The organism is Notoacmeibacter sp. MSK16QG-6, from assembly GCF_024158145.1.
GTDB lineage: Bacteria > Pseudomonadota > Alphaproteobacteria > Rhizobiales > Rhizobiaceae > Notoacmeibacter.
In genome coordinates, this window is sequence record NZ_JAMYXM010000002.1 from 251,835 (window position 1) to 271,831 (window position 19,997).

At 58.0% G+C, this 19,997-nt stretch carries 18 protein-coding genes; 14 read left to right on the plus strand and 4 right to left on the minus strand.

Features of this window, described 5'->3' with window-relative positions:
* The first annotated feature begins 30 nt into the window (after positions 1 to 30).
* From NIM86_RS08955 to NIM86_RS08995, 9 genes are all read left to right on the plus strand, one after another.
* Positions 31 to 945, plus strand: coding sequence for an ABC transporter permease (locus tag NIM86_RS08955; protein WP_253381230.1), 915 nt, complete (start codon positions 31 to 33; stop codon positions 943 to 945).
* Positions 946 to 955: 10 nt separating this feature from the next.
* Entirely contained in the window at positions 956 to 1,876 is a 921-nt protein-coding gene (locus NIM86_RS08960) for an ABC transporter permease (protein WP_371872867.1), read from the plus strand.
* Positions 1,869 to 3,500 (plus strand): ABC transporter ATP-binding protein, encoded by a 1,632-nt coding sequence (locus NIM86_RS08965; protein ID WP_253381233.1) that lies wholly within the window; start codon positions 1,869 to 1,871, stop codon positions 3,498 to 3,500. Before NIM86_RS08960 ends, NIM86_RS08965 begins: the two co-directional genes overlap by 8 nt.
* A complete protein-coding gene (locus NIM86_RS08970; protein WP_253381235.1) occupies positions 3,497 to 4,450 on the plus strand; it encodes a 2-hydroxyacid dehydrogenase in 954 nt (317 codons plus the stop codon). Before NIM86_RS08965 ends, NIM86_RS08970 begins: the two co-directional genes overlap by 4 nt.
* Entirely contained in the window at positions 4,450 to 5,502 is a 1,053-nt protein-coding gene (locus tag NIM86_RS08975; RefSeq protein ID WP_253381237.1) for a DUF475 domain-containing protein, read from the plus strand. The genes NIM86_RS08970 and NIM86_RS08975 overlap by 1 nt, the downstream gene beginning before the upstream one ends.
* A 79-nt stretch (positions 5,503 to 5,581) precedes the next feature.
* Positions 5,582 to 6,487, plus strand: a complete 906-nt coding sequence (gene kdgD, locus NIM86_RS08980; RefSeq protein ID WP_253381238.1) for a 5-dehydro-4-deoxyglucarate dehydratase — start codon at positions 5,582 to 5,584, stop codon at positions 6,485 to 6,487.
* Between the two features lie 36 nt (positions 6,488 to 6,523).
* Positions 6,524 to 7,537 (plus strand): Ldh family oxidoreductase, encoded by a 1,014-nt coding sequence (locus tag NIM86_RS08985; RefSeq protein ID WP_253381240.1) that lies wholly within the window; start codon positions 6,524 to 6,526, stop codon positions 7,535 to 7,537.
* A 92-nt stretch (positions 7,538 to 7,629) separates the two neighbouring features.
* Complete coding sequence (locus NIM86_RS08990) at positions 7,630 to 8,550, plus strand: dihydrodipicolinate synthase family protein (RefSeq protein WP_253381242.1); 921 nt, start codon at positions 7,630 to 7,632, stop codon at positions 8,548 to 8,550.
* A gap of 10 nt (positions 8,551 to 8,560) precedes the next feature.
* Positions 8,561 to 9,472 carry a dihydrodipicolinate synthase family protein gene (locus tag NIM86_RS08995; protein WP_253381244.1) on the plus strand — a complete coding sequence of 304 codons (912 nt, stop codon included), beginning with the start codon at positions 8,561 to 8,563 and terminating at the stop codon, positions 9,470 to 9,472.
* Here NIM86_RS08995 and NIM86_RS09000 read toward each other — a convergent pair.
* Both NIM86_RS09000 and NIM86_RS09005 read right to left on the minus strand, forming a co-directional pair.
* Positions 9,461 to 10,309 carry an NAD(P)-dependent oxidoreductase gene (locus NIM86_RS09000; RefSeq protein ID WP_253381247.1) on the minus strand — a complete coding sequence of 283 codons (849 nt, stop codon included), beginning with the start codon at positions 10,307 to 10,309 and terminating at the stop codon, positions 9,461 to 9,463. The genes NIM86_RS08995 and NIM86_RS09000 overlap by 12 nt on opposite strands.
* 34 nt (positions 10,310 to 10,343) lie before the next feature.
* Positions 10,344 to 11,474 (minus strand): mandelate racemase/muconate lactonizing enzyme family protein, encoded by a 1,131-nt coding sequence (locus NIM86_RS09005; RefSeq protein ID WP_371872880.1) that lies wholly within the window; start codon positions 11,472 to 11,474, stop codon positions 10,344 to 10,346.
* A 345-nt stretch (positions 11,475 to 11,819) separates the two neighbouring features.
* On the opposite strand from NIM86_RS09005, the gene NIM86_RS09010 reads away from it, so the two are divergent.
* Positions 11,820 to 13,544 carry an IlvD/Edd family dehydratase gene (locus tag NIM86_RS09010; protein ID WP_371872868.1) on the plus strand — a complete coding sequence of 575 codons (1,725 nt, stop codon included), beginning with the start codon at positions 11,820 to 11,822 and terminating at the stop codon, positions 13,542 to 13,544.
* Positions 13,545 to 13,600: 56 nt separating this feature from the next.
* On the opposite strand, the gene NIM86_RS09015 is transcribed toward NIM86_RS09010, so the two are convergent.
* Both NIM86_RS09015 and NIM86_RS09020 read right to left on the minus strand, forming a co-directional pair.
* Positions 13,601 to 14,527 (minus strand): dihydrodipicolinate synthase family protein, encoded by a 927-nt coding sequence (locus tag NIM86_RS09015; protein ID WP_253381251.1) that lies wholly within the window; start codon positions 14,525 to 14,527, stop codon positions 13,601 to 13,603.
* A 15-nt stretch (positions 14,528 to 14,542) separates the two neighbouring features.
* Positions 14,543 to 15,328 carry an SDR family oxidoreductase gene (locus NIM86_RS09020; protein ID WP_253381253.1) on the minus strand — a complete coding sequence of 262 codons (786 nt, stop codon included), beginning with the start codon at positions 15,326 to 15,328 and terminating at the stop codon, positions 14,543 to 14,545.
* 92 nt (positions 15,329 to 15,420) lie between these two features.
* On the opposite strand from NIM86_RS09020, the gene NIM86_RS09025 reads away from it, so the two are divergent.
* From NIM86_RS09025 to NIM86_RS17185, 4 genes are all read left to right on the plus strand, one after another.
* On the plus strand, positions 15,421 to 16,317 hold the full coding sequence (locus NIM86_RS09025) for a LysR family transcriptional regulator (protein ID WP_253381255.1): 897 nt from the start codon (positions 15,421 to 15,423) through the stop codon (positions 16,315 to 16,317).
* A gap of 197 nt (positions 16,318 to 16,514) precedes the next feature.
* On the plus strand, positions 16,515 to 17,540 hold the full coding sequence (locus NIM86_RS09030) for a TRAP transporter substrate-binding protein (protein ID WP_253381257.1): 1,026 nt from the start codon (positions 16,515 to 16,517) through the stop codon (positions 17,538 to 17,540).
* Between the two features lie 138 nt (positions 17,541 to 17,678).
* The gene (locus NIM86_RS09035) at positions 17,679 to 19,769 is read left to right on the plus strand and encodes a TRAP transporter large permease subunit (protein ID WP_253381259.1); all 2,091 of its coding nucleotides are present in this window, start codon (positions 17,679 to 17,681) and stop codon (positions 19,767 to 19,769) included.
* Entirely contained in the window at positions 19,766 to 19,888 is a 123-nt protein-coding gene (locus NIM86_RS17185) for a hypothetical protein (RefSeq protein WP_256478419.1), read from the plus strand. Before NIM86_RS09035 ends, NIM86_RS17185 begins: the two co-directional genes overlap by 4 nt.
* Positions 19,889 to 19,997: the final 109 nt, after the last annotated feature.

The window sequence follows — 19,997 nt, forward strand, 5'->3', positions numbered from 1 at the left end:
GCCCTTTGGCTTTCGCCAAGGCAGAACAACATGAAAAAATTTCTCTGGAAACGTGCGGTCGCCAGCGCCATCTCGCTGATCTGCCTCATCATCCTGGTGTTTTTCCTCAGCCGTCTGACGGGCGATCCGACAGATCTGTTCCTGCCAGAGACGGCCACTCAGGAAGCCCGCGACAATTATCGCCGTGTACACGGTTTGGACCAGCCGCTTGTCTCGCAGTTCTTCCGCTATGTGACCGATCTCGTGCAGCTGAATTTCGGCGAAAGCGTCCGCCGTGCGGAGCCAGCCATCGATCCGGTTCTACGTGGCTTTGCATGGACGCTTCAGTTGGCAACCGTCACCATGGCGCTCGTGACATTGGCGGCTATCACACTCGGTTCGCTCGCGGCGTTTCACGTCGGCGGATTTTTCGACAGGGTGGCGACATTCTTCTCGCTCATGGGCGCCAGCGCGCCGGACTTCTGGATAGCGATCATCGCTATTGTGGTTTTTTCCGTGGGGCTGGGCTGGCTGCCGACGTCAGGGACCGGCTCGGTTTGGCACTGGATCATGCCTGTCGCCGTTCTCTTCATCCGCCCATTTGGTCTGATCCTGCAGGTCGTCCGCGGCTCCATGATCACGGCGCTGAATTCAGCCTATGTCAAAACGGCCCGTGCCAAGGGCGTCGAAAATCGACCGATCATCTTTGTGCACGCGTTGCGCAATGCGTTGCTGCCGGTCATCACGGTCATCGGTGATCAGACGGCCGCGATTTTGAACGGGGCAGTGATTGTGGAGACGATTTTCGGCTTCCCCGGTGTCGGCAAACTGATGATCGACTCGATCCTGCAACGCGATTTCAATGTCATCCTCGCGGCGATCATGGTCACGGCATTCGCAATCTTCATCCTGAACATCATGATCGACCTTCTCTACGCAGTGCTCGATCCACGCATCCGGTACTGATCTCATGGAAATGGCAGAACAAAAGACGGCAATCGTAGCCGATGCCCCACATCCGGTCGCACAGACCCTGCGGATGCTCTGGCGCGACAAGTTTGCCCTGGCTGCAGCGGTCTTTCTTCTGATTGTGCTGCTCTCGGCCCTGTTTGGCCCGGCCTTACTTGAGGGTGTAGCGACCAAAACGAATTTGCGCGGCCGCAACGCACCGCCCTTCGACTTTTCGCAGCCTTGGTATCTCTGGCTTGGCGGCGACGCGCTGGGCCGGCCGCTTCTGGCGAGGATCATAGTCGCCGCCCAGAACACAATGGCGGTGGCGGTGGGCGCGGTCCTGTGCTCGCTCGCTATCGGTACGACACTGGGAATGATCGCGGGATACACGTCCCGGATGGCAAGTCAGGTCATAATGCGACTGGCGGACGTTATCATGTCGTTCCCCTCGCTTCTGCTCGCAGTGATCGTCCTCTACATGCTGCCGCCTTCGGTGTTCAATCTCATCATCGTACTGGCGATCACCCGTATACCGGTCTATCTGCGAACCAGCCGCGCCGAAGTGCTGGAAGTCCGTGAACGGATGTTCGTGCAGGCAGCGAAGGTAATGGGCGCAAGCTCCGGTCGGATTATCTTCCGACATCTTCTGCCGGTGATCTTGCCGACCCTCGTCACGATCGCGACACTTGATTTCGCGCTAGTCGTGCTGGTGGAGAGCGCGCTCTCGTTTCTGGGTATCGGCATTCAGCCGCCTGAGATTACTTGGGGACTGATGGTCAGTCAGGGGCGTGCCTATCTGACGACCGCCTGGTGGCTGTCATTCTGGCCGGGCCTCGCGATCATCCTGACGACCCTTTCGCTCAACCTTCTTGCCAACTGGCTGCGCACGGCGCTCGATCCAGTCCAGCGTTGGCGCCTCGAAATCGCGGTGAAGAAAAATGGCTGACCATCTGATCGAGGTGCGCAATCTGTCGGTGGATTTCCACACCGCGCAGGGTACGGTCCATGCCGTGCGCAATGTCTCATGGCATCTCGATAAGGGCGAGACGCTGGCCATTCTCGGCGAAAGCGGATCTGGCAAATCGGTATCCGCCTCGGCGATTATGAATCTGATCGACATGCCGCCTGGGGAAATCACCAGCGGCAAGGTGCTATTCGACGGCCGCGACCTGCTTGAGATGAGCTCTTCGGAGCGCCGCAAGATCAATGGCTCCAGGATCGCTATGATCTTTCAGGACCCCCTCAGCCATCTGAATCCGGTCTATACGGTTGGCTGGCAGATCGCAGAGATCATGACTGCCCATGGCATGCCTGCGGAGAAGGCGCGCACACGCACGCTCGAATTGATGAAGCGCGTCAAAATTCCCGACGCCGAAAACAAGATCGATTCCTATCCGCACCAGTTTTCGGGCGGCCAGCGTCAGCGCCTGATGATTGCAATGGCGCTGGCGCTCAAGCCAGACATTCTTATCGCCGACGAACCAACGACCGCGCTCGATGTGACGGTCCAGGCGCAGGTTCTGTCGTTGCTCGAAGAGCTACAGGAAGAGACCGGAATGGGCATGCTGCTGATCACGCATGATCTCGGCGTGGTCGCCGAAGCAGCAGACCGTGTAGTGGTTATGAATTCCGGCGAAATTGTCGAAACCGGCACCGCCAATGAGGTCTACCACACTCCGAAGCACCCCTACACAAAAAAGCTGATTTCGGCCGTTCCGGGCACCGGCAAGATGACCGACCCGCTTGCTACCGGCATCGAACCCATCCTCCAAATCAACGGCTTGACCAAGCATTTCGGGGGTTTCGTCGCGGTCGACGATGCGAGCCTTACGGTCCTGCCGGGCGAAACGGTCGCGATCGTCGGTGAAAGCGGCTCGGGGAAATCGACGTTGGCCAAGACCCTTCTTAGGCTGGAAGATGCAAGCTCAGGCTCCGCTCTCTATCTCGGCCGTGATCTGGTAACGATGCCATCCGATGAGTTGTTCGCGCTGCGCCGTGATATCCAGATGGTATTTCAGGATCCAACGCAGTCGCTCAACCCGCGCATGTCGGTCTTCCAGATTATTTCGGAAGCCTTCGAAATCCACCCGGACATCCTGCCGAAACCGCAGTGGAAAAATCGCGTACGCGAATTACTGGAGCTTGTTGGGCTGGAAGCGTCGCATATGCATCGCCATCCGCATCAGTTCTCCGGCGGTCAGCGCCAGCGAATTGCGATTGCCCGCGCCCTCGCGATGGAACCGAAGCTGATCATCTGCGACGAAGCCGTGTCAGCGCTAGACGTCTCTATTCAGGCGCAGGTGATCGATCTTCTGGTCAAACTGCAGGAGGAACTTGACGTGAGCTATCTCTTCATTGCGCACGATCTGCCGCTGGTTCGTGATTTCGCCCATCGCGTCGTCGTGATGCAGGGCGGCAAAATTGTTGAACAGGGACCAGTGGCTCAGATTTTCGATGATCCGCAGGAAGATTACACGAAGGGCCTGATGGCCGCAGGCCTTAGTCCGGACCCGGAAATACAGGCCGATCGTCGCCGTGCACGCGCTGAACTTCTGGAGACGACAATATGAGCAGACGGGACGTGCTGGTGATGGTTCCGCCGCGGCCCAAGGCCATGGCGCAATTGGAATCGGAGTACACGCTGCACCGCTACGATATGGCGACGGACAAAGCGTCGTTCTTGGCTCAAAACGGACCGCACTGTCAGGCTATCGTGACGAACGGCCATGCTGAGCTGACAAGAGAACAGCTTGAGCATCTCCCCAATGTCGGGATCGTCGCCTGCTCTTCGGCCGGTTTCGAAAAGATCGATATCGACGCGCTTCAGGAACGTGGCATTGCGCTGACGAACAGTTCCGACGCGCTTTTGAATGAGGTTGCGGATGTAGCGCTGATGCTGACGCTGGCGACGCGGCGCGAGCTTGTCCAAGCGCATGACTATGTACGGTCCGGCGACTGGGCGAAAAAGGGAATGTATCCGCTTCTTTCCTCAATGACGGGCAAGCGTGCCGGCATTGTGGGTCTTGGCAATATCGGCAAGGCGATCGCGCGTCGGCTCGAGGTGCTTGGCGTTGAAATCGGTTATATCGCGCGCAGCTCGAAACACGTGCCGTACCGGTTTTTTGAAGATGTCCGGTCGCTGGCTGGCTGGGCCGATATTCTGGTGGCGATCGTGCCGGGCGGCGACGAAACGCGCAACATGATTGACCGCACCGTCCTTGAAGCTCTTGGACCGACTGGCACCCTTATCAATGTCGCGCGAGGCTCCGTGGTTGACGAAGAGGCGCTGATCGAGACACTCAGCACCGGAAAGCTGGGAAGCGCCGGTCTCGATGTCTACGTCGACGAACCCGATCCGAACCCCGCTCTTACATCATTGCCCAATGTCACACTCTATCCGCATCACGCCAGTGGGACAGTCGAAACGCGCGATGCCATGGCGCAGACAGTAGTCGACAATCTTGCGGCCCATTTTGCCGGACAGCCTCTTTTGAACCCGGTCTTCGCGGAGCGGGCCTGATGGCTGGCGGACTGAAGAACTCCCTGAAATACCTTCTCTGGCCGCTCATCTTCACGGCCATCGGACTGGTAATGGCATTCGTGTTAGGCTGGAACTACACAGGCGATCTCGGCGGAGCTCTGACCTTTCTGACGATCGGCGCCGTACTCGCCGTTCTGGAAATCTCGCTCAGCTTCGACAACGCCATCGTCAATGCCAATAAGCTCAAAACCATGAGCCCGGTTTGGCAGCGCCGCTTCCTGACATGGGGCATTATCATCGCGGTGTTCGGTATGCGGATCGTTTTTCCGCTCGCCGTGGTGTCTATCGCCGGCAATATCGGCCCGTGGGCGGCCATGGTTCTCGCGGCAGTTCAGCCGGAAGAGTATGCGCGCGTGATGGACGAGGCGCATCTGTCGATTTCAGCCTTCGGCGGGACATTCCTGATGATGGTGGCGCTTAGCTACTTCATCGACCATGACAAGGAGATCCACTGGATCGCACCGGTCGAGAAGCGCCTGAGCGCATTCGCGGCCATTCGCGGCCTCGAAATAGCGGCGGTCCTGCTGCTTGCGCTACTGTTCAGCGCGAACCTGTCCGCACCATCCGGTGCGGAGTTCCTGTTTGCAGCAGTTTGCGGCATGGTCACCTATCTAGCGGTCGATCTGTTGGGCCACGTACTGGATCAGGCCGAGGAAGCCCGAAATGTCGCGGCTACCGGCGGGCTCGGCGCTTTTCTTTATCTTGAAGTGCTGGATGCCTCGTTCAGTTTCGACGGTGTGATCGGTGCATTCGCCCTGACGCAGAACCTCTTCCTGATCGCTATCGGTCTTGGCATCGGCGCATTCTACGTGCGGGCGATGACGGTCATGCTGGTCATGGAAGGCACGTTGGCCGAATTCCGGTATCTCGAACACGGCGCCTTTTATTCGATCCTCGTTCTGTCGGTCATCATGTACCTGCAGTCGATGGTCCACTTCCCCGAAATGTTTACGGGGCTGATCGGCGCCTGTCTGATCGGCCTCTCCCTATGGTCGTCCATTATTTACAACAAACGTATGCGCGGTGGCTGATACAGGCCGTACCGCACTTGGGCGGTTCACGCTTTTCACCTCAAACAATTTTTAACCCGATGAAATAAAAGGAAGAAATATGATTGCGCCTACCGATCTCAAAGGCATCATTCGATCAGGGTTGCTCTCGTTTCCGATCACGCCGTTCGATGCCGAAGACCGGTTCAATGCCAAAGCTTTTGCCGAACATCTCGAATGGCTCCGGCCGCACCAGGTTGCTGGGCTCATTGTAGCTGGCGGAACGGGCGAACTGTTTTCGCTTACGCCGGCAGAGGTTGTCGAAGTCGTCAAAATCGCGCGTGAAGCTCAGACAGATCAACCCGTGATTGCGGGCTGTGGCTATGGCAGTCGTTTGGCCTGCGATATGGCGCAGGCAATCGAAGCCGCCGGTGGTGACGGCATTCTGCTCCTACCGCACTATCTGATCGGCGCGCCGCAGGACGGAATCGAGGCGCATATTCGTACGGTCTGCAAGTCCACAAAGATGGGCGTGATCGTCTACAACCGGGGTCAGTCGGTCGTCTCGGCTGATACGCTTAAAAGGCTCGCCGACGATTGCCCGAACCTGATCGGCTTCAAGGACGGAACCGGCGACATCGACACCGTCAAACGCATCACCGTAAATATGGGCGACCGCCTGGCCTATATCGGCGGGATGCCGACGCACGAATTGTTCGCCCAAGCTTTCCGGGGTGCCGGCGTAGATACCTACTCCTCCGCCGTCTTCAACTTCGTGCCGGAAACCGCACTAAAATTTCACGCTGCCTTTCAGGCGGGGGACGATGCAACATGCGATCAGCTGCTGCGCGATTTCTACTACCCCTTTGCCAGGATCCGGGACCGCAAGAAAGGCTATGCGGTTTCGGCGATAAAAGCTGGCGTGGCTTTACGTGGCTTCGATACGGGTCCCGTGCGTCCGCCACTGACCGATTTGACCGCCGAAGAACGCCAGATGATGGCCGAACTATTGAAAGGTCGCGACTGAGCCGATCGCGCCTAACTCGCCAAAAAAGAGGTACCCATGACAGCAACAACGCTCCGCATCGCACCTGAGGAGTTGCGCGCGGCAATGGTCCGGCGTTTTGAGGCCGCCGGGTTAGCAGACTCAATGGCAGAGGCAACCGCGCAAATCCTTCTGGAAGCTGACCTGCTGGGGCATCGAACGCACGGCGTGGCCATGGTCCAGACCTATTGCGATGCAATCGAAGATGGCTCAATGGCCAGATCGGGCGAGCCGGAGGTGCTCTCAAAGCGAGGTGCAAGCGAGTTCTGGCAAGGCAATCGGATCGCCGGCGCCTGGTTGACGCTCAAAGCCATCGACCGAGCAGAAGAGATGGCGCGGGACTATGGTACGGGCACAATTGTAATGCGCCGCAGTTTCCATATCGGGGCGCTTGCCGCTTATCTCGAAGCGGTTGCCAAGCGTGGTCTGGTACTGTTGTTGCAAACGTCCGCGCCGCATGCAGCAACGGTCGCACCTTTTGGCGGTTGCGCGCCTGTCATCTCTCCGAGCCCGCTGGCCATAGGCTATCCGTCGGGCGACACGACTGTTCTGATCGACATCTCGACATCGGTGACATCCAACAGCCTCGTGCGTCGCACGAAGCGAGAAAACAAACGCCTTCCACATCCTTGGGTCATCCGCCCCGACGGGCAGGTAACCGACGATCCAGGCGAAAGCGAAACAATCCTGCCGCTCGGCGGGTTGGAGGCCGGTCACAAGGGCTTCGGCATGGCGCTGATGGTCGAAGCGTTGACGGCTGGACTGGCCGCCACCGGACGCAATGAGCCGTCACCAAATCTCGGCGCGTCCGTCTTTGTGCAGGTGATCGATCCCGAGGCTTTTGGCGGCCTCGATGGCATGGCCGGGGTCATGGGACATATGAGCGATCTTTGCCACGCGGCCGAACCGATATCCCCCGATGCGCCCGTTCGCCTGCCGGGCGAAGCGGCGCTCAAACGAAAGGCCGAACAGCTCTCAAACGGCGTCATCGTAAGCGCACAGTACTGGGACCAGGTCAAACCGAACAGCTGACGGGCGCGGATGGGCGGTAACGGTCGATTTGGGCCGCACTGTTGTCCAAGCGGCAGGCGCATCTGGAAGATGCAAGGAAGGGAAGAAATTCAATGGCAGGTAACAATGATCTGCGTGCGGCTCTCACCGGTATTTCGGGCATTCTGGTTACGCCCTATGACAGCGATGGTACGGTCGCGCCAACGCGCCTCCGGCCTATCGTTGATCGCTGCGTCGAGGCAGGTGTGCACGCGCTGGTGACCAACGGCAATACCGGCGAATTTTACTGCCTGACCTACGATGAGGCGGAACGGATGATCCGTGGCAGCGCCGAAATCATCGACGGGCGCATGCCGCTGATTGCCGGCGTCGGTCGCTCCGGCAAAGAGGCTGCCGCCTTGGCGCGCGCCAGCAAGATAGCCGGAGCCGATGCCATCATGATCCAGTCGCCGCCAGACCCGTTCGTTTCACCGCGCGGTGTTTTGGCCTATGTCACGGAGGTCGCCGAGGCGGCGGACGGTTTGCCCCTTCTTCTTTATAACCGCAACGATGCGCTGGACGTCGAAACAATCGCTGCGCTATGCGGGGTCGAAGGCGTAATCGGCGTAAAATGGGCGACACCGAACGTACTCAAACTCGCCGCCTGCATTGAGCAGGTCGGCGACCGCGTTGCATGGATCGGTGGGCTGGCAGAGGTCTGGGCGCCGCCACTCTGTGCAGTCGGCGCGCGAGGGTTCACGTCCGGTCTGATCAATGTCTGGCCAGAACATTCTGTCGCCATCCACAACGCACTTGAACAAGGCGACTACAACGCAGCCGCGAAAATGATCGCGCTCATGCGTCCGTTCGAGGAGGTGCGAGCCGAAGAGGGCAATGGGGCCAATGTGAGCGGTGTGAAAGCGGCGCTCGCATTGCTCGGTCATGATTGCGGCCCTGCCCGGCCGCCGGCCGCCTGGCCTCTAAGCGAGGCACAGCATAACCGCCTGTCGGCTTTTGTCGCCAATGCCGCCATCCCGACCTATCAACACCAATAAGGCTCTGCCCATGCTTCGAGAGACCAAGGGACTTTACGTCGTCGCCCAAACCCCGTTCCGCGAAGACGGTGCGGTGGATTTCGATAGTATCGATAGCCTGTCCGACTTTTACTATCGGCATGGCGCTAACGGCCTGACGGTCCTTGGCGTCAGTGGTGAAGCAGCAAAACTGACGCCGCGCGAAGCGATAGAGACAGCCACACGATTTGTCTCGGCCTCCGGCGGGCGGCCGATTATTGCCGGCGTTTCAAATCCGAGCCTTGCACAACTGGCAGAAGTGACAGGCGCAGTCATGGATGCGGGGTGCAGCGGTGTGATGATCGCCCCGGCATCATCGGTGCGCACCGATGAGGACCTGCTGCGTTATTTCGATGCGATCTTTCAGCGTATCGGCGACGTTCCGACGGTCTTGCAGGATTTTCCGTTTGCTTCCGGTGTCAAAATGTCAGTGCCAGCCATTCTGAAGCTGGTCGCTACGTTTCCACAGATCCAAGTGCTGAAAGAAGAGGACTTGCCGAGTTGCCAGAAGATCACTCGGCTTAAGGCCGAAATGGACCGGCCATTCCGCATCCTGGTCGGCAATAACGCGCTTTATCTGCCGCATGAACTGGAGCGCGGAGCAGATGGTCCAATGGCAGGCTTCTCTTTCCCCGAAGTGCTATCTGGCACTTATAAACTGATGGCGAACGGCAAGCGGGACGAAGCCCATGATCTCTTTGACCGATATCTGCCGCTGATGCGCTACGAAGCGCTTGGAGAATGGGGCATCGCGGTGCGCAAGCTCATCATGCATAAGCGCGGCGCCATTGCATCGCCCGCTATGCGTGGCCCATCACCTAGGCTGTCGGATACGGACATCGAAGAGATCCAATATCTTCTGAACCGTATCGAAGGACAGGAACCGATCACGCTATCGTCGTAATTTATCGTCGCGGGCAAGAAAGCGATCGATGGCGTCGATTTCGGCGCGGTCGCCTTCGTAATCGTCGGCCATATGCTGATAAAAAGTCGCCGCGCTTGCCCATATTCCGGCTTCTGCTCGGTTTTCACCGAGGAAGGCGGCGATATGCTCCATCTCCGCCACCCAGCGATAGGCCTTGGCATAAACAGATGGAATGAAGTTTTCCGCAGCCGTCAGCCGAGCTCTCTGGCTGTCTTCCATTTCAGCGTGAAGCGCCGCGCCAACCCCTTCCCGCTCGGCAGCCATGAGGATTGCGGCTGTCAGAGCTGCATTTCCCTTTGTCAGCGCACCGTAGCACATTTTGAGAGCCGACGCCGCCCCCGTGCCTCCGTCAAGAGGCTCGATATCCAGTCCATGGTCTCGCAAGGCTAATGCTTCACCGGCTGCGGGTCCGGAGACATAAAAACGAGGAATTTTCGCATCGCTCGTTTTCGGCGCGGCGCCGATAATGGAACCATCCGCGAAGCGTACGCTATCCGGCAGCGCGGCCTCAATCTGCCGCACGGTTTGCGGATTGACGGCATTCAGATCGACATAGAGCGGTGCGGCACCATCCGGCATCGCTTGCGCTATGTTCTTCGCCATATCAAGTGCGAGTGACGGCGGCACGATAGAGAGGATTATGTCGGCCCTGGCAAGGTCGGTGAAGCTGGCATCTTGCATACCCGCATCGACCGCCCGGAGCCGCGTTGCCTGCGAACGCCCTTCGACGCAGGTAAGAACCGTATTGCCGCTCCGGACCAGAGCCGCACCGATACCGGCTCCCATCTCTCCGGCCAGTGGTATGGCGTAAATCATAAGAACGTCCTCCTGAAAACGACGAGACAAATCCTCAATGAACTTGAGGAATGGCACCGATGGTTGTCGTGGTGTGGGTGCGCTCGCGCGCCTTATCTGAAAAGGTCAGCCCGAATCCGGGCCGATCCGGAACCCAGATACGACCGTCACGAAGATCCAGCCCCTCATTGAAGAGGTCGTCAAGGCAATCGAAATGCTGGATCCAACCGCCGATCGGGTAGATTGCCAGCATCTGAATATGTTGTTCCATCAGGCAGCCAGGGGCCAACGCCGTGCGTCGTCGTTTGGCGAGTTCCATGATCTGCAGATAGGGCGTGACCCCGCCAACCCGCGCCACGACTGCCTGGGTCGTGCCCACACCGGTATGCATCAGCCTCTCATGCTCTGCAATGGATGTCGCCATGGCGCCTGTTGCGATGGGTGTGTCCAGGGCATCGGCGAGCGCACCGTAACACTCCTTATCCGTCGCGTTGAGCGGCTCTTCGATGAAAGCCAGTCCCAAATCGTCGACCTGGGTACAGAACGCATAGGCTCTCTCACGGCACCATTGCCTGCGCGCATCGATCATGAGTGCAATATTGGGACCGACCGCATCCCGTACGGATTCGATCCTCCTAACATCCGCGCGCCAGTCGGGCTGTCCAACCTCAATCTTGATCCCGTCAATTCCCTTTGCCACGGAAGCCTTGGCCGCAGCCTGCATCTGATCGATATTCGCCTTGAGAGATTGACCGCGTGAACTATAGACGCGCACGCCGCGCCGGTAAGCGCCAATCAACTCTGCAAGGGGCAGCCCGGCCTGCCGGGCTTTCAGATCCCAGAGCGCGGTGTCGAAACACGCAAGTGCCTGATTGGTCATGCTATTCGAGTTGAGTGACAGAGGATGGTTCGACAGAAAAGTCCACACATCCTCAACGTTCTCTGTCGAGAAACCATGCAAATCCGAAGCCATAGCCCGCACCAGTGCATAAAGCGCCGAGCAAGATGGTTTCGGCGCGTAGCTAAACCCGGTGCCGATCTGCCCATGACAATCGACGATTTCAACGGCAACGACTTCGATATTCCCCCATGGATACGAGCACAGAGCGTCCTCGCTGTCAGGCCATTGAGACCTTAGCGGCTGGATGATTTTGGACACCCTCAATCCCTGGATGGTGTTTTGCACGACACGGTTCAGCAAATGTCGCTCCTCAACAACTGAGGCACTAATATATTGGTTGACTGGCCGGAGCAACGTCCGATTTCGATTTGCCAGTGAGGCCCGCGGTTAAACCCGCCGAAAATCGGGGGTTCGCCCGATATCTCATCCATATTTGGCTCCCACTCTGCGCGCGTGATTCACAGTTCTGGCGCTACCTCCGATCATCGCCGCTCCAAATCGCGGCATCGAGCCGGAACGCGCTCACCAAACCCCCGAAAACATGGAGAAAAGTCCCGTGAGCCTTTGACACTTCAAGGCTTAAATATTAGAATATTTAGTATCGAGATTGATCGGATTGGAGGTGAAAAAGTGAACGATAAGAAGGGCATGCGCAAAGGGCTCACCCAATACGGAGACGCGGAGTTTTCGCTTTACCTTCGGAAAGTGTTCATCAAGGCGATGGGCTACTCCGACGACGCGTTGGAGCGGCCGGTGATCGGCATTGCCAACACCTTTTCGGACTTCAACTCCTGCCATGCCAATGTGCCGCAGATCGTCAAGGCAGTTAAACGCGGCATCATGCTGGCCGGCGGTCTGCCGATGGAGTTTCCGACCATCTCGCTGCATGAGGCCTTTTCCAATCCGACCAGCATGTATTTGCGCAACCTTATGTCGATGGACACGGAAGAAATGCTGCGCGCACTGCCCATGGATGCCTGTGTTTTGATCGGCGGATGCGACAAGACCGTCCCGGCTCAGCTCATGGCCGCGGCTGCCGCCGATGTGCCCGCGATCAGCGTTGTTACCGGGCCGATGTTGTCAGGCACGCATATCGGCGAACGGGTCGGAGCGTGCACCGATTGCCGCCGCCTTTGGGGAGAATTTCGGGGCGGCAGGATCGACCGCGATGAAATTTCCGAAATCACCAATCGCTTGGCGCCGACCGCTGGCACATGCGGCGTGATGGGTACAGCGTCGACTATGGCCTGCATCACCGAATCTCTAGGTATGATGCTGCCGGGCGGCGCGACGATCCCGACCGTCAATGCCGACCGTCTGCGACATGCCGAAGCTGCCGGCGCGCAGTCGCTTAAACTGGCTGAGAACGGCCTTTTGCCTTCGACGATCATGACTCCTGCCGCATTCGAGAATGCCTTGAGAGTTCTTCTTGCTATTGGCGGATCGACCAACGGCATTGTTCATCTCGCCGCAGTGGCAGGTCGGCTCGGCATCGAAATCGACATGGAAGCTTTTGACCGTATGGGCGTCGACACGCCCGTGCTCGTCGATATCAAGCCGACAGGTCGGTTCTACATGGACGATCTCCATAAGGCTGGCGGCATTCGTGCGATCCTCCGCGAATTGAAACCTCTTCTCAATCTCGATTGCCTGACGGTCGGCGGACAAACCCTTGGGGAACAGATCGATGGCTATACCGAAACGTTCGAGCAGGACGTCATCCGTCCGTTAAATAACCCCATTCATTCGGGCGGCGGCATCGCTTTCCTTAAAGGCAATCTTGCTGGCGATGGTGCGATCATAAAGCAATCGGCCTGCAGCACCGACCTTCTGGTCCATACCGGCCGCGCCGTGGTGTTCGACTCCCTGGCTGACATGTCGGAAAGGATTGACGATCCCGATCTCGATGTCACCAAGGATGACGTCTTGATCTTACGCAATGCCGGTCCGAAAGGCGCGCCAGGGATGCCGGAAGCGGGTTATCTGCCAATCCCGAAGAAGATTGCTGCGCAAGGCATCAAGGATATGGTGCGCATGTCGGATTGCCGGATGAGCGGAACCGCTTTTGGCACCATCATTCTGCATTCCACACCGGAAGCGGCCGTTGGCGGTCCGCTCGCTTTCGTCGAAACAGGCGACACCATTCACCTGGACGTTCCGAACCGAAGTCTCACGATGGATGTGAGTGAAGAGGAACTCGAACGCCGCCGCGCCAATTGGTCACCGCCTGATACGGTCAAGGCCGAATTTGGTTATCGGAAACTCTATATGGAGCATGCCACGCAGGCAGATCAGGGTGTGGACTTCGATTTCATGATCCGGCCTTACACCCGCAAAACCCCTCTGAATGCTTGAGGGGAAACGATGGGGGCGCCAAGCAGTGGCGCCCCCGTTTTTTTCAAAATTGACGATTAGAGATTTGCGCGTTGATCAGTGCGTCCGAGGCGGCCCAGCAGGCCCTCGATCTCGCGAATTGCGCTATCCGATAAGGAAGGTGCCGGCGCGCGCAGCACATCGTGGGCGATAACGCCGCGGCGCATCAAAACATGCTTTCGGACGGACAGACCGATAACCGGCTGATGTTCATAGCGCAGCAGCGGTAAATGGGCGTCGAATAGCGCCCTTGCCGATTCCGGCTCACCATTCTGAAACCCGCTGACAACGTCAATCAACATTTCCGGGAAGGCATAGCCTGTCATCGCGCCATCGGCGCCACGTTCCATCTCGAAGTCAAGAAACAGACCGCCATTACCGACCAGGATCGAGATTTCGCGCATAACGCCGTTGGCTTGCCAGTTGCGCAGCGCAGAGATTTTTTCCAGCCCTGGCCAGTCCTCATGTTTCAGCATCACGCAGGAAGAGTGGTTTTCGACGATCCGGCGAATAACGCCGTTCGACATCTTCACTGTCGTCGCCTGCGGATGATCCTGCAGCACGAACGGCACATCGTCGCCGATCTGTTCGATAGCCTGGGCGTAGTAACCGACAATCTGTTCATCGGTCCGTAGCGCCGGCGGCGGCGCGATCATCACACCATCGGCGCCCATGTCCATTGCCGCTTTAGTCAGAGACGTCATAGCGGCAAAACCGGGGGCCGAGACACCGACGACGATCTTTCCATCGAAACGACCGGTTATCGTTTCTACAATGCGAAGAGCTTCAGCGGCCTCAAGCTTGTGTGCCTCGCCCATGATCCCAAGGATCGTCAGGCCGTCCACACCGCAGGCAGTATAAAAATCCGTCATTCGATCGATGGATTTCCAGTCGACCGCCCCATCGGGCAGAAACGGCGTCGGCGCGATGGCAAACACGCCCTTCTCGTTGGATGTCAGGGCCATTCTACGTTCTCCGCTTCAGATGCTGGGAATATAACCGCCATCGACGCGGATAATACTTCCGGTAAGGTATGATGCCCGCTCCGAAACCAGGAACGCTACGACATCGGAGTATTCTGACGGGTCGCCATAGCGGCCGAGCGGGATAGAGCCCGTGCTTTCGTTCCGGACATCTTCGACACTGCGGTTTTCCCGCTCGGCGCGCTTTTCGTCCAGAAAGGTGATGCGCTGCGTCGCCACGCGCCCCGGCAATACAATGTTCGCGGTAATCCCGTCCTGCCCGACTTCCCCGGCGAGCGTCTTCGACCAGCCGACCAGCGTCGAGCGGAGCGAGTTTGACAGTCCGAGATTCGGAATGGGCGCAACGATCCCTGACGACGTAGAGGTGACGATGCGCCCCCACCCTTTCTCACGCATATGCGGAAGCACTCGATCAGTGATCGCGAAGACCGAAAGGACCATGCTTTCGAAATGTTTGCGCCAGAGATCCACAGACTGGCCGACAACCCCACTTGGCGGCGGTCCTCCCGTGATCGAAACCAGAATGTCGATACCGCCAAGTTCCTCCTCGATCCGGCTGACATTGGCATCGATAATCGACAGATCACCGAGATCCCAGGCAAGCGCCATGGCGACGCCGCCCTCATCACTGACCTTCGCGCGTGTCGCTTCGGCTGCCTCGGCATCGATATCGGCGATTGCCACCTTCGCACCTTCGGCCGCCAGCGTCTTAGCAATTGCGCCGCCGAGCCCTCCCCCAGCGCCAAGCACCAACGCAACCTTTCCATTCAGACCAAGATCCATCCGCAAATCTCCATTCTTTCCTGCTTGATAATCCACCCATGAACGCAGACAAACATTGTTGATGTTCGATTTTTCCGAAAGAAAAGTTGGTTATGGATACGCGTTTTCTGAAGACGTTTCTTGTTGTGGCTAAGCGGGGCTCACTTGCTGCGGCTGCGCAGGAGCTCAATCTCACTGCGACTGCCGTAGCGCAGAGGCTGGCCGCGCTCGAAGCGGAATTCGGAACTGCGCTTGTAAGCCGCTCCGGCCGAACGGTCCGCCCGACGGAAGCCGGCTTTGCCATATTGGACAAGAGCGAGGCTTTCCTTCGCAGTCTGCGTTCACTGAAAGCCGCTTCGCGGGGCGATGCGATCCGCGGAGAGTTACGGGCTGGCGCAATATCTACTGCTCAGACAGGCCTCTTGCCCGATGTTCTGCAGGTTCTCGCGACACGTCATCCAAATCTGGCGATCTCTCTGGAGCCGGGGACGTCCGGCGAGCTTTACGCCCAAATTCTATCAGGCCAGCTCGATTTGGCGGTGATTGTCAGACCGGGTTTCGACTTGCCGAAATCATTGGTCTTCGACGCATGGCGAACCGAGCCGCTGATTCTTCTTGTACCGGCTGCCGAAACCTCTGACGATTTCCGGGAAATATTGGGGCGGCTACCGTTGATCCGGTACGACCGGATGCAGTGGGGCGGAAACCTTGCCACGCAGTTTCTGGACGATGCCGGTATTCAGCCGCAGGATCGCTTCGAGCTCGATGCTTTGGACGCGATCGCTATTATGGTTGACCGAAAATTAGGAGCGGCCATTATTCCGGACTGGAGCGGACCATGGCCACAGGGGCTCAATGTTCGAAAAATTTCGCTCCCAGATCGAGAGCTTTCTCGTCAGATCGGTTTTCTCTACCCGAAAAACACTCCGCAATATCATCCAATACAGGCTGTGATCGGATTGGCGCGCGAATTGGATCAAAGGGCTAAAGGGCTCCCAAACGCCGACTAGACCCCCTTCGAGCATCACGAGAAATGCTCAAATCCACAGGCAATTTCGAACTGTCATACCCATAAATGCGTAAAAATCGCGGTGGCGTCACAAGGGTCTTGTCACTTCTTCCCACCTAATATATTAGTTATAAATGTGTGGACGCTTGCTGCGTTGACGCAACTGAATTTCATATTTCTGGGAGGAGAAAAGTGGATATGAAGAGTTTGGGAACGGCACTTGTTGCGGCAGCCATTCTGGGTTCTGCAAGTGGAACTGCTTACGCAGCTGATCGCGTGCTGAAGGTTCAGACATCACAGTCTGCCAGTCACGTCTCGCTGTCGTATTTAACCGAGGAGTGGGGTCCGAAGCTGGAAGCGATGACCGGCGGCGCTCTCGGTATCGAACTTCTGCCGGTTGACGCTGTCGTACCGCGCCGCGAAACGCCCGAAGCCATCGGCGCAGGAATTTTGGACGGCGATATGACGGCAACCAGCTACTTCGCCGGTGTGGACCCGGCATTCGCCCTGATGGGTGATCTAATTGCCGGCTACGACTCCGCTGACCAGACGCAGGCTTTCTGTGCGCAGGGCAACGGCAAGGAAGTGCTTCAGAAGCTTATGGACGAGCACTATCCGGGTGTTCACGTTATCGGCTGCGGCGCATATTCGCGTGAAGCATTCGTCTCCAAGGTGCCAATCCGAACGGTTGAAGAGTTCAAGGGTGTGAAAGTCCGTTCGCCCGAAGGTCTCGCTGCCGATGTCTTCAAGCGCGTGGGTGCTGCTCCGGTCTCCATGTCCGGTTCCGAGACGTATGGCGCGCTGGAGAAAGGCGTGATCGATGCGGCCGATAACTCGGCCTATGCCAACAACGATTCCAATGGCATGCACAAGATCGCAAAATATCCGATCTATCCTGGCATCCATTCGACGCCGTTCATTCAGTTCACCCTTTCACAGGACGTTTGGGACAGCCTGACCGAACAGCAGCAGGTCGCTCTGGAAGTCTGGTATCAGGCAGCGTTCACAGGGCTGCGCCAGAAATTTGATCGTCTCGACCAGCAAATCGTCGCGCGCGACCGCGCAGCCGGCGACCTGACGATTATCGACTGGCCGCAGGAAGAACGCGACAAGTTCCGTGAAACCGCTCAGCAGGCCTGGGAAGACTTCGCGTCGCAGTCCGATTTGGCCAAGGAAGCTTACGACGCGCATGTCGCCTTCCTGAAGGAAGCCGGACTTCTCTGACGTCTTCTAATCGCAAAGCTGCGCGCCCGCTCCACTATCCGGCGGGCGCGCAATCGACCGCTCGCCGCCATCGGCAGGTCGCATACGGCAGGGGCAAATGCCGTAAATTAGCCATGTGCCGCGTTTGGGGGGAAACCAATGAGCCAGGAATATCAGGATAAGCTGCAGGCCGCGCCGCTTGAGGCCGGCGGTGACGATCCTGTTGAGGACGAAGCGCCCGAAATTACAATCAGCGAATATGGGCCGGTCGATCACGTAAGCCATCTTGTCGGCATCGGCGTGTCAGCCTTCTACATGGTCGCTGCGCTTGCCACGCTCTATGAAGTATTTTCGCGCTATTTTCTGAACGCTCCGACCTATTGGGGCTTCGAGACCGTCATGATGCTTTGTGCCGCCGCATGGATGCTATCATCGGGCTTCGTCACATTGAAACGCAGGCATATTGCCATCACTGTTTTCCATTTGATGGCTTCGCCAAGGCAAAGATGGTGGTTGGATCTCTTCGCCATGGTGGTCGGTGTCGTCGCCCTCTACATGCTACTGTCCGACGCCTCCATCCGCGCATATGACAGCGTCGCAAGACTGGAGAAATCCGGCTCGGCCTTTAATGCCCCGCTACCGATGCTCCTGAAATCGTTGATGGTGACTGGTGCCTTTCTTTATCTCGCTCAGCTTCTCATGAACCTCTACAGGCACTTCGAAAACCGCGCTGCTCGCAGCGCTGTCCAGCTTGTCGCGCTTTTTATGGTGATCTATTTCGCGGCGGGCTTCATGGGCCACGGTCTCGAGATTTCTTGGGCCAGCGCAATTTCCGACTTCTTCTCCGATATCGGAGCGGCGCTCGATCCGTCAAAGGCGCTGAACATGCGCGCCATGGATCTCGGCACCGTATCGATCATCATGGTCGCGCTGCTCATTGCGTTGATGATGACCGGCATGCCGTTGGGCATTGTCACTCTTATCGTCTCCGTCATCATGGCCATCGCATTTTTCGGACCGCGCGGCCTGTTCCTGGTGTCTTCCAACGCCGCTGGCCTTCTGGAGCATTACTCGCTCGTCGCCGTGCCGTTTTTCGTTCTGATGGCCTCTATCCTGGAGCGGGCTGGCATAGCTGAAGACCTGTTCGATGCCATGTCGGTCTTCGCAGGCAATTTGCGCGGCGGCGTTGCCGTGCAAACGACCGTCGTCGCGGTGGTCCTAGCCGCCATGTCTGGTGTTATGGGTGGCGAGATCGTCATGCTCGGCCTTGTGGCCCTGCCGCAAATGTTTCGCCTCGGATACGACCGGAAACTGTCTATCGGCCTGATCTGCGCGGCGGGCGCGCTGGCCACGCTAATTCCGCCATCGATTATCATGATCGTGTATGGCCTCTCAGCCGAGGTCGGCATTGGCGATCTTTTCATGGCGGGCGCCGTTCCGGGCCTCATGCTGGCGATTTTTTATGCCGGTTACGTGCTGCTTCGCGTCAACATCAATCCGGCTCTGGCGCCCACGGCATCCGAAGTGGCAGAACTCACCGGCCATGACCAGAAGCTGTCGCGCGAGCGGTTGATCGCTGTATTCCTCTGCATTCTTCTGATTGGCTCCGTGATGGGTTCGATCTATGGCGGCATCGCCAGCGTGACCGAAGCGGCGGCGGTCGGATGCGTCGGCGCCATGCTCGTTGCGGCAGTCCGCAACAGCTTCAACTGGAACGTCACGACCGAAGCGCTGATGGGGACAATGTCGACAGTCGGGACCATTATCTGGCTGGTGCTCGGCGCCGTCTCCTTCGTGGGTATTTTCAACCTCGTGGGCGGCGGCGATTTCATGCGCTCCATGTTCCTCGACCTTGGGCTTTCGGCTATCGGCACGGTGCTCGTGATGATGCTGATCCTGATGGTGCTCGGCACATTTATGGAATGGATCGCCATCGTCTTCATCACCGTTCCGGTCTTCGCCCCGGTCGTCATGGAGCTGGCGCCAGACCTTGGATTGACGCCCGATCAGGCGAAGATCTGGTTCGGTGTGCTATTTGTGATGAACATTCAGATCTACTTCCTGTCGCCGCCCTTCGGACCGGCATGTTTCTGGCTGAAATCGGTCGCTCCGAAAGATGTCACCTTGCAGGAAATCTTTATATCCGTGCTGCCCTTCATCGTGCTGCAGATTATTGGTCTCGCCTTGGTGATGATGATCCCGCAGATTGCGCTGTGGCTGCCTGAATTCCTGACAGGAGGAACGTTATGATCGGACGCGGCTCTAGAGAAGATATTGACGGCTACGGCGTCTGGCCGTGGATCGGAAGTGTGATCTTCGCAGGTATCCTCATCTGGATCATGTTTGCCTACGCCAATCCAATCTCCTGACGATCAATCGTCGCGGATCGGACGACAGTCTCCTCCCGTGGAGAATGCGCCGCCCATGCCTCCTCCGGCAGGGCGGCGCAGCCTGTAAAAGCGCTGGTCGTTAGCCGCA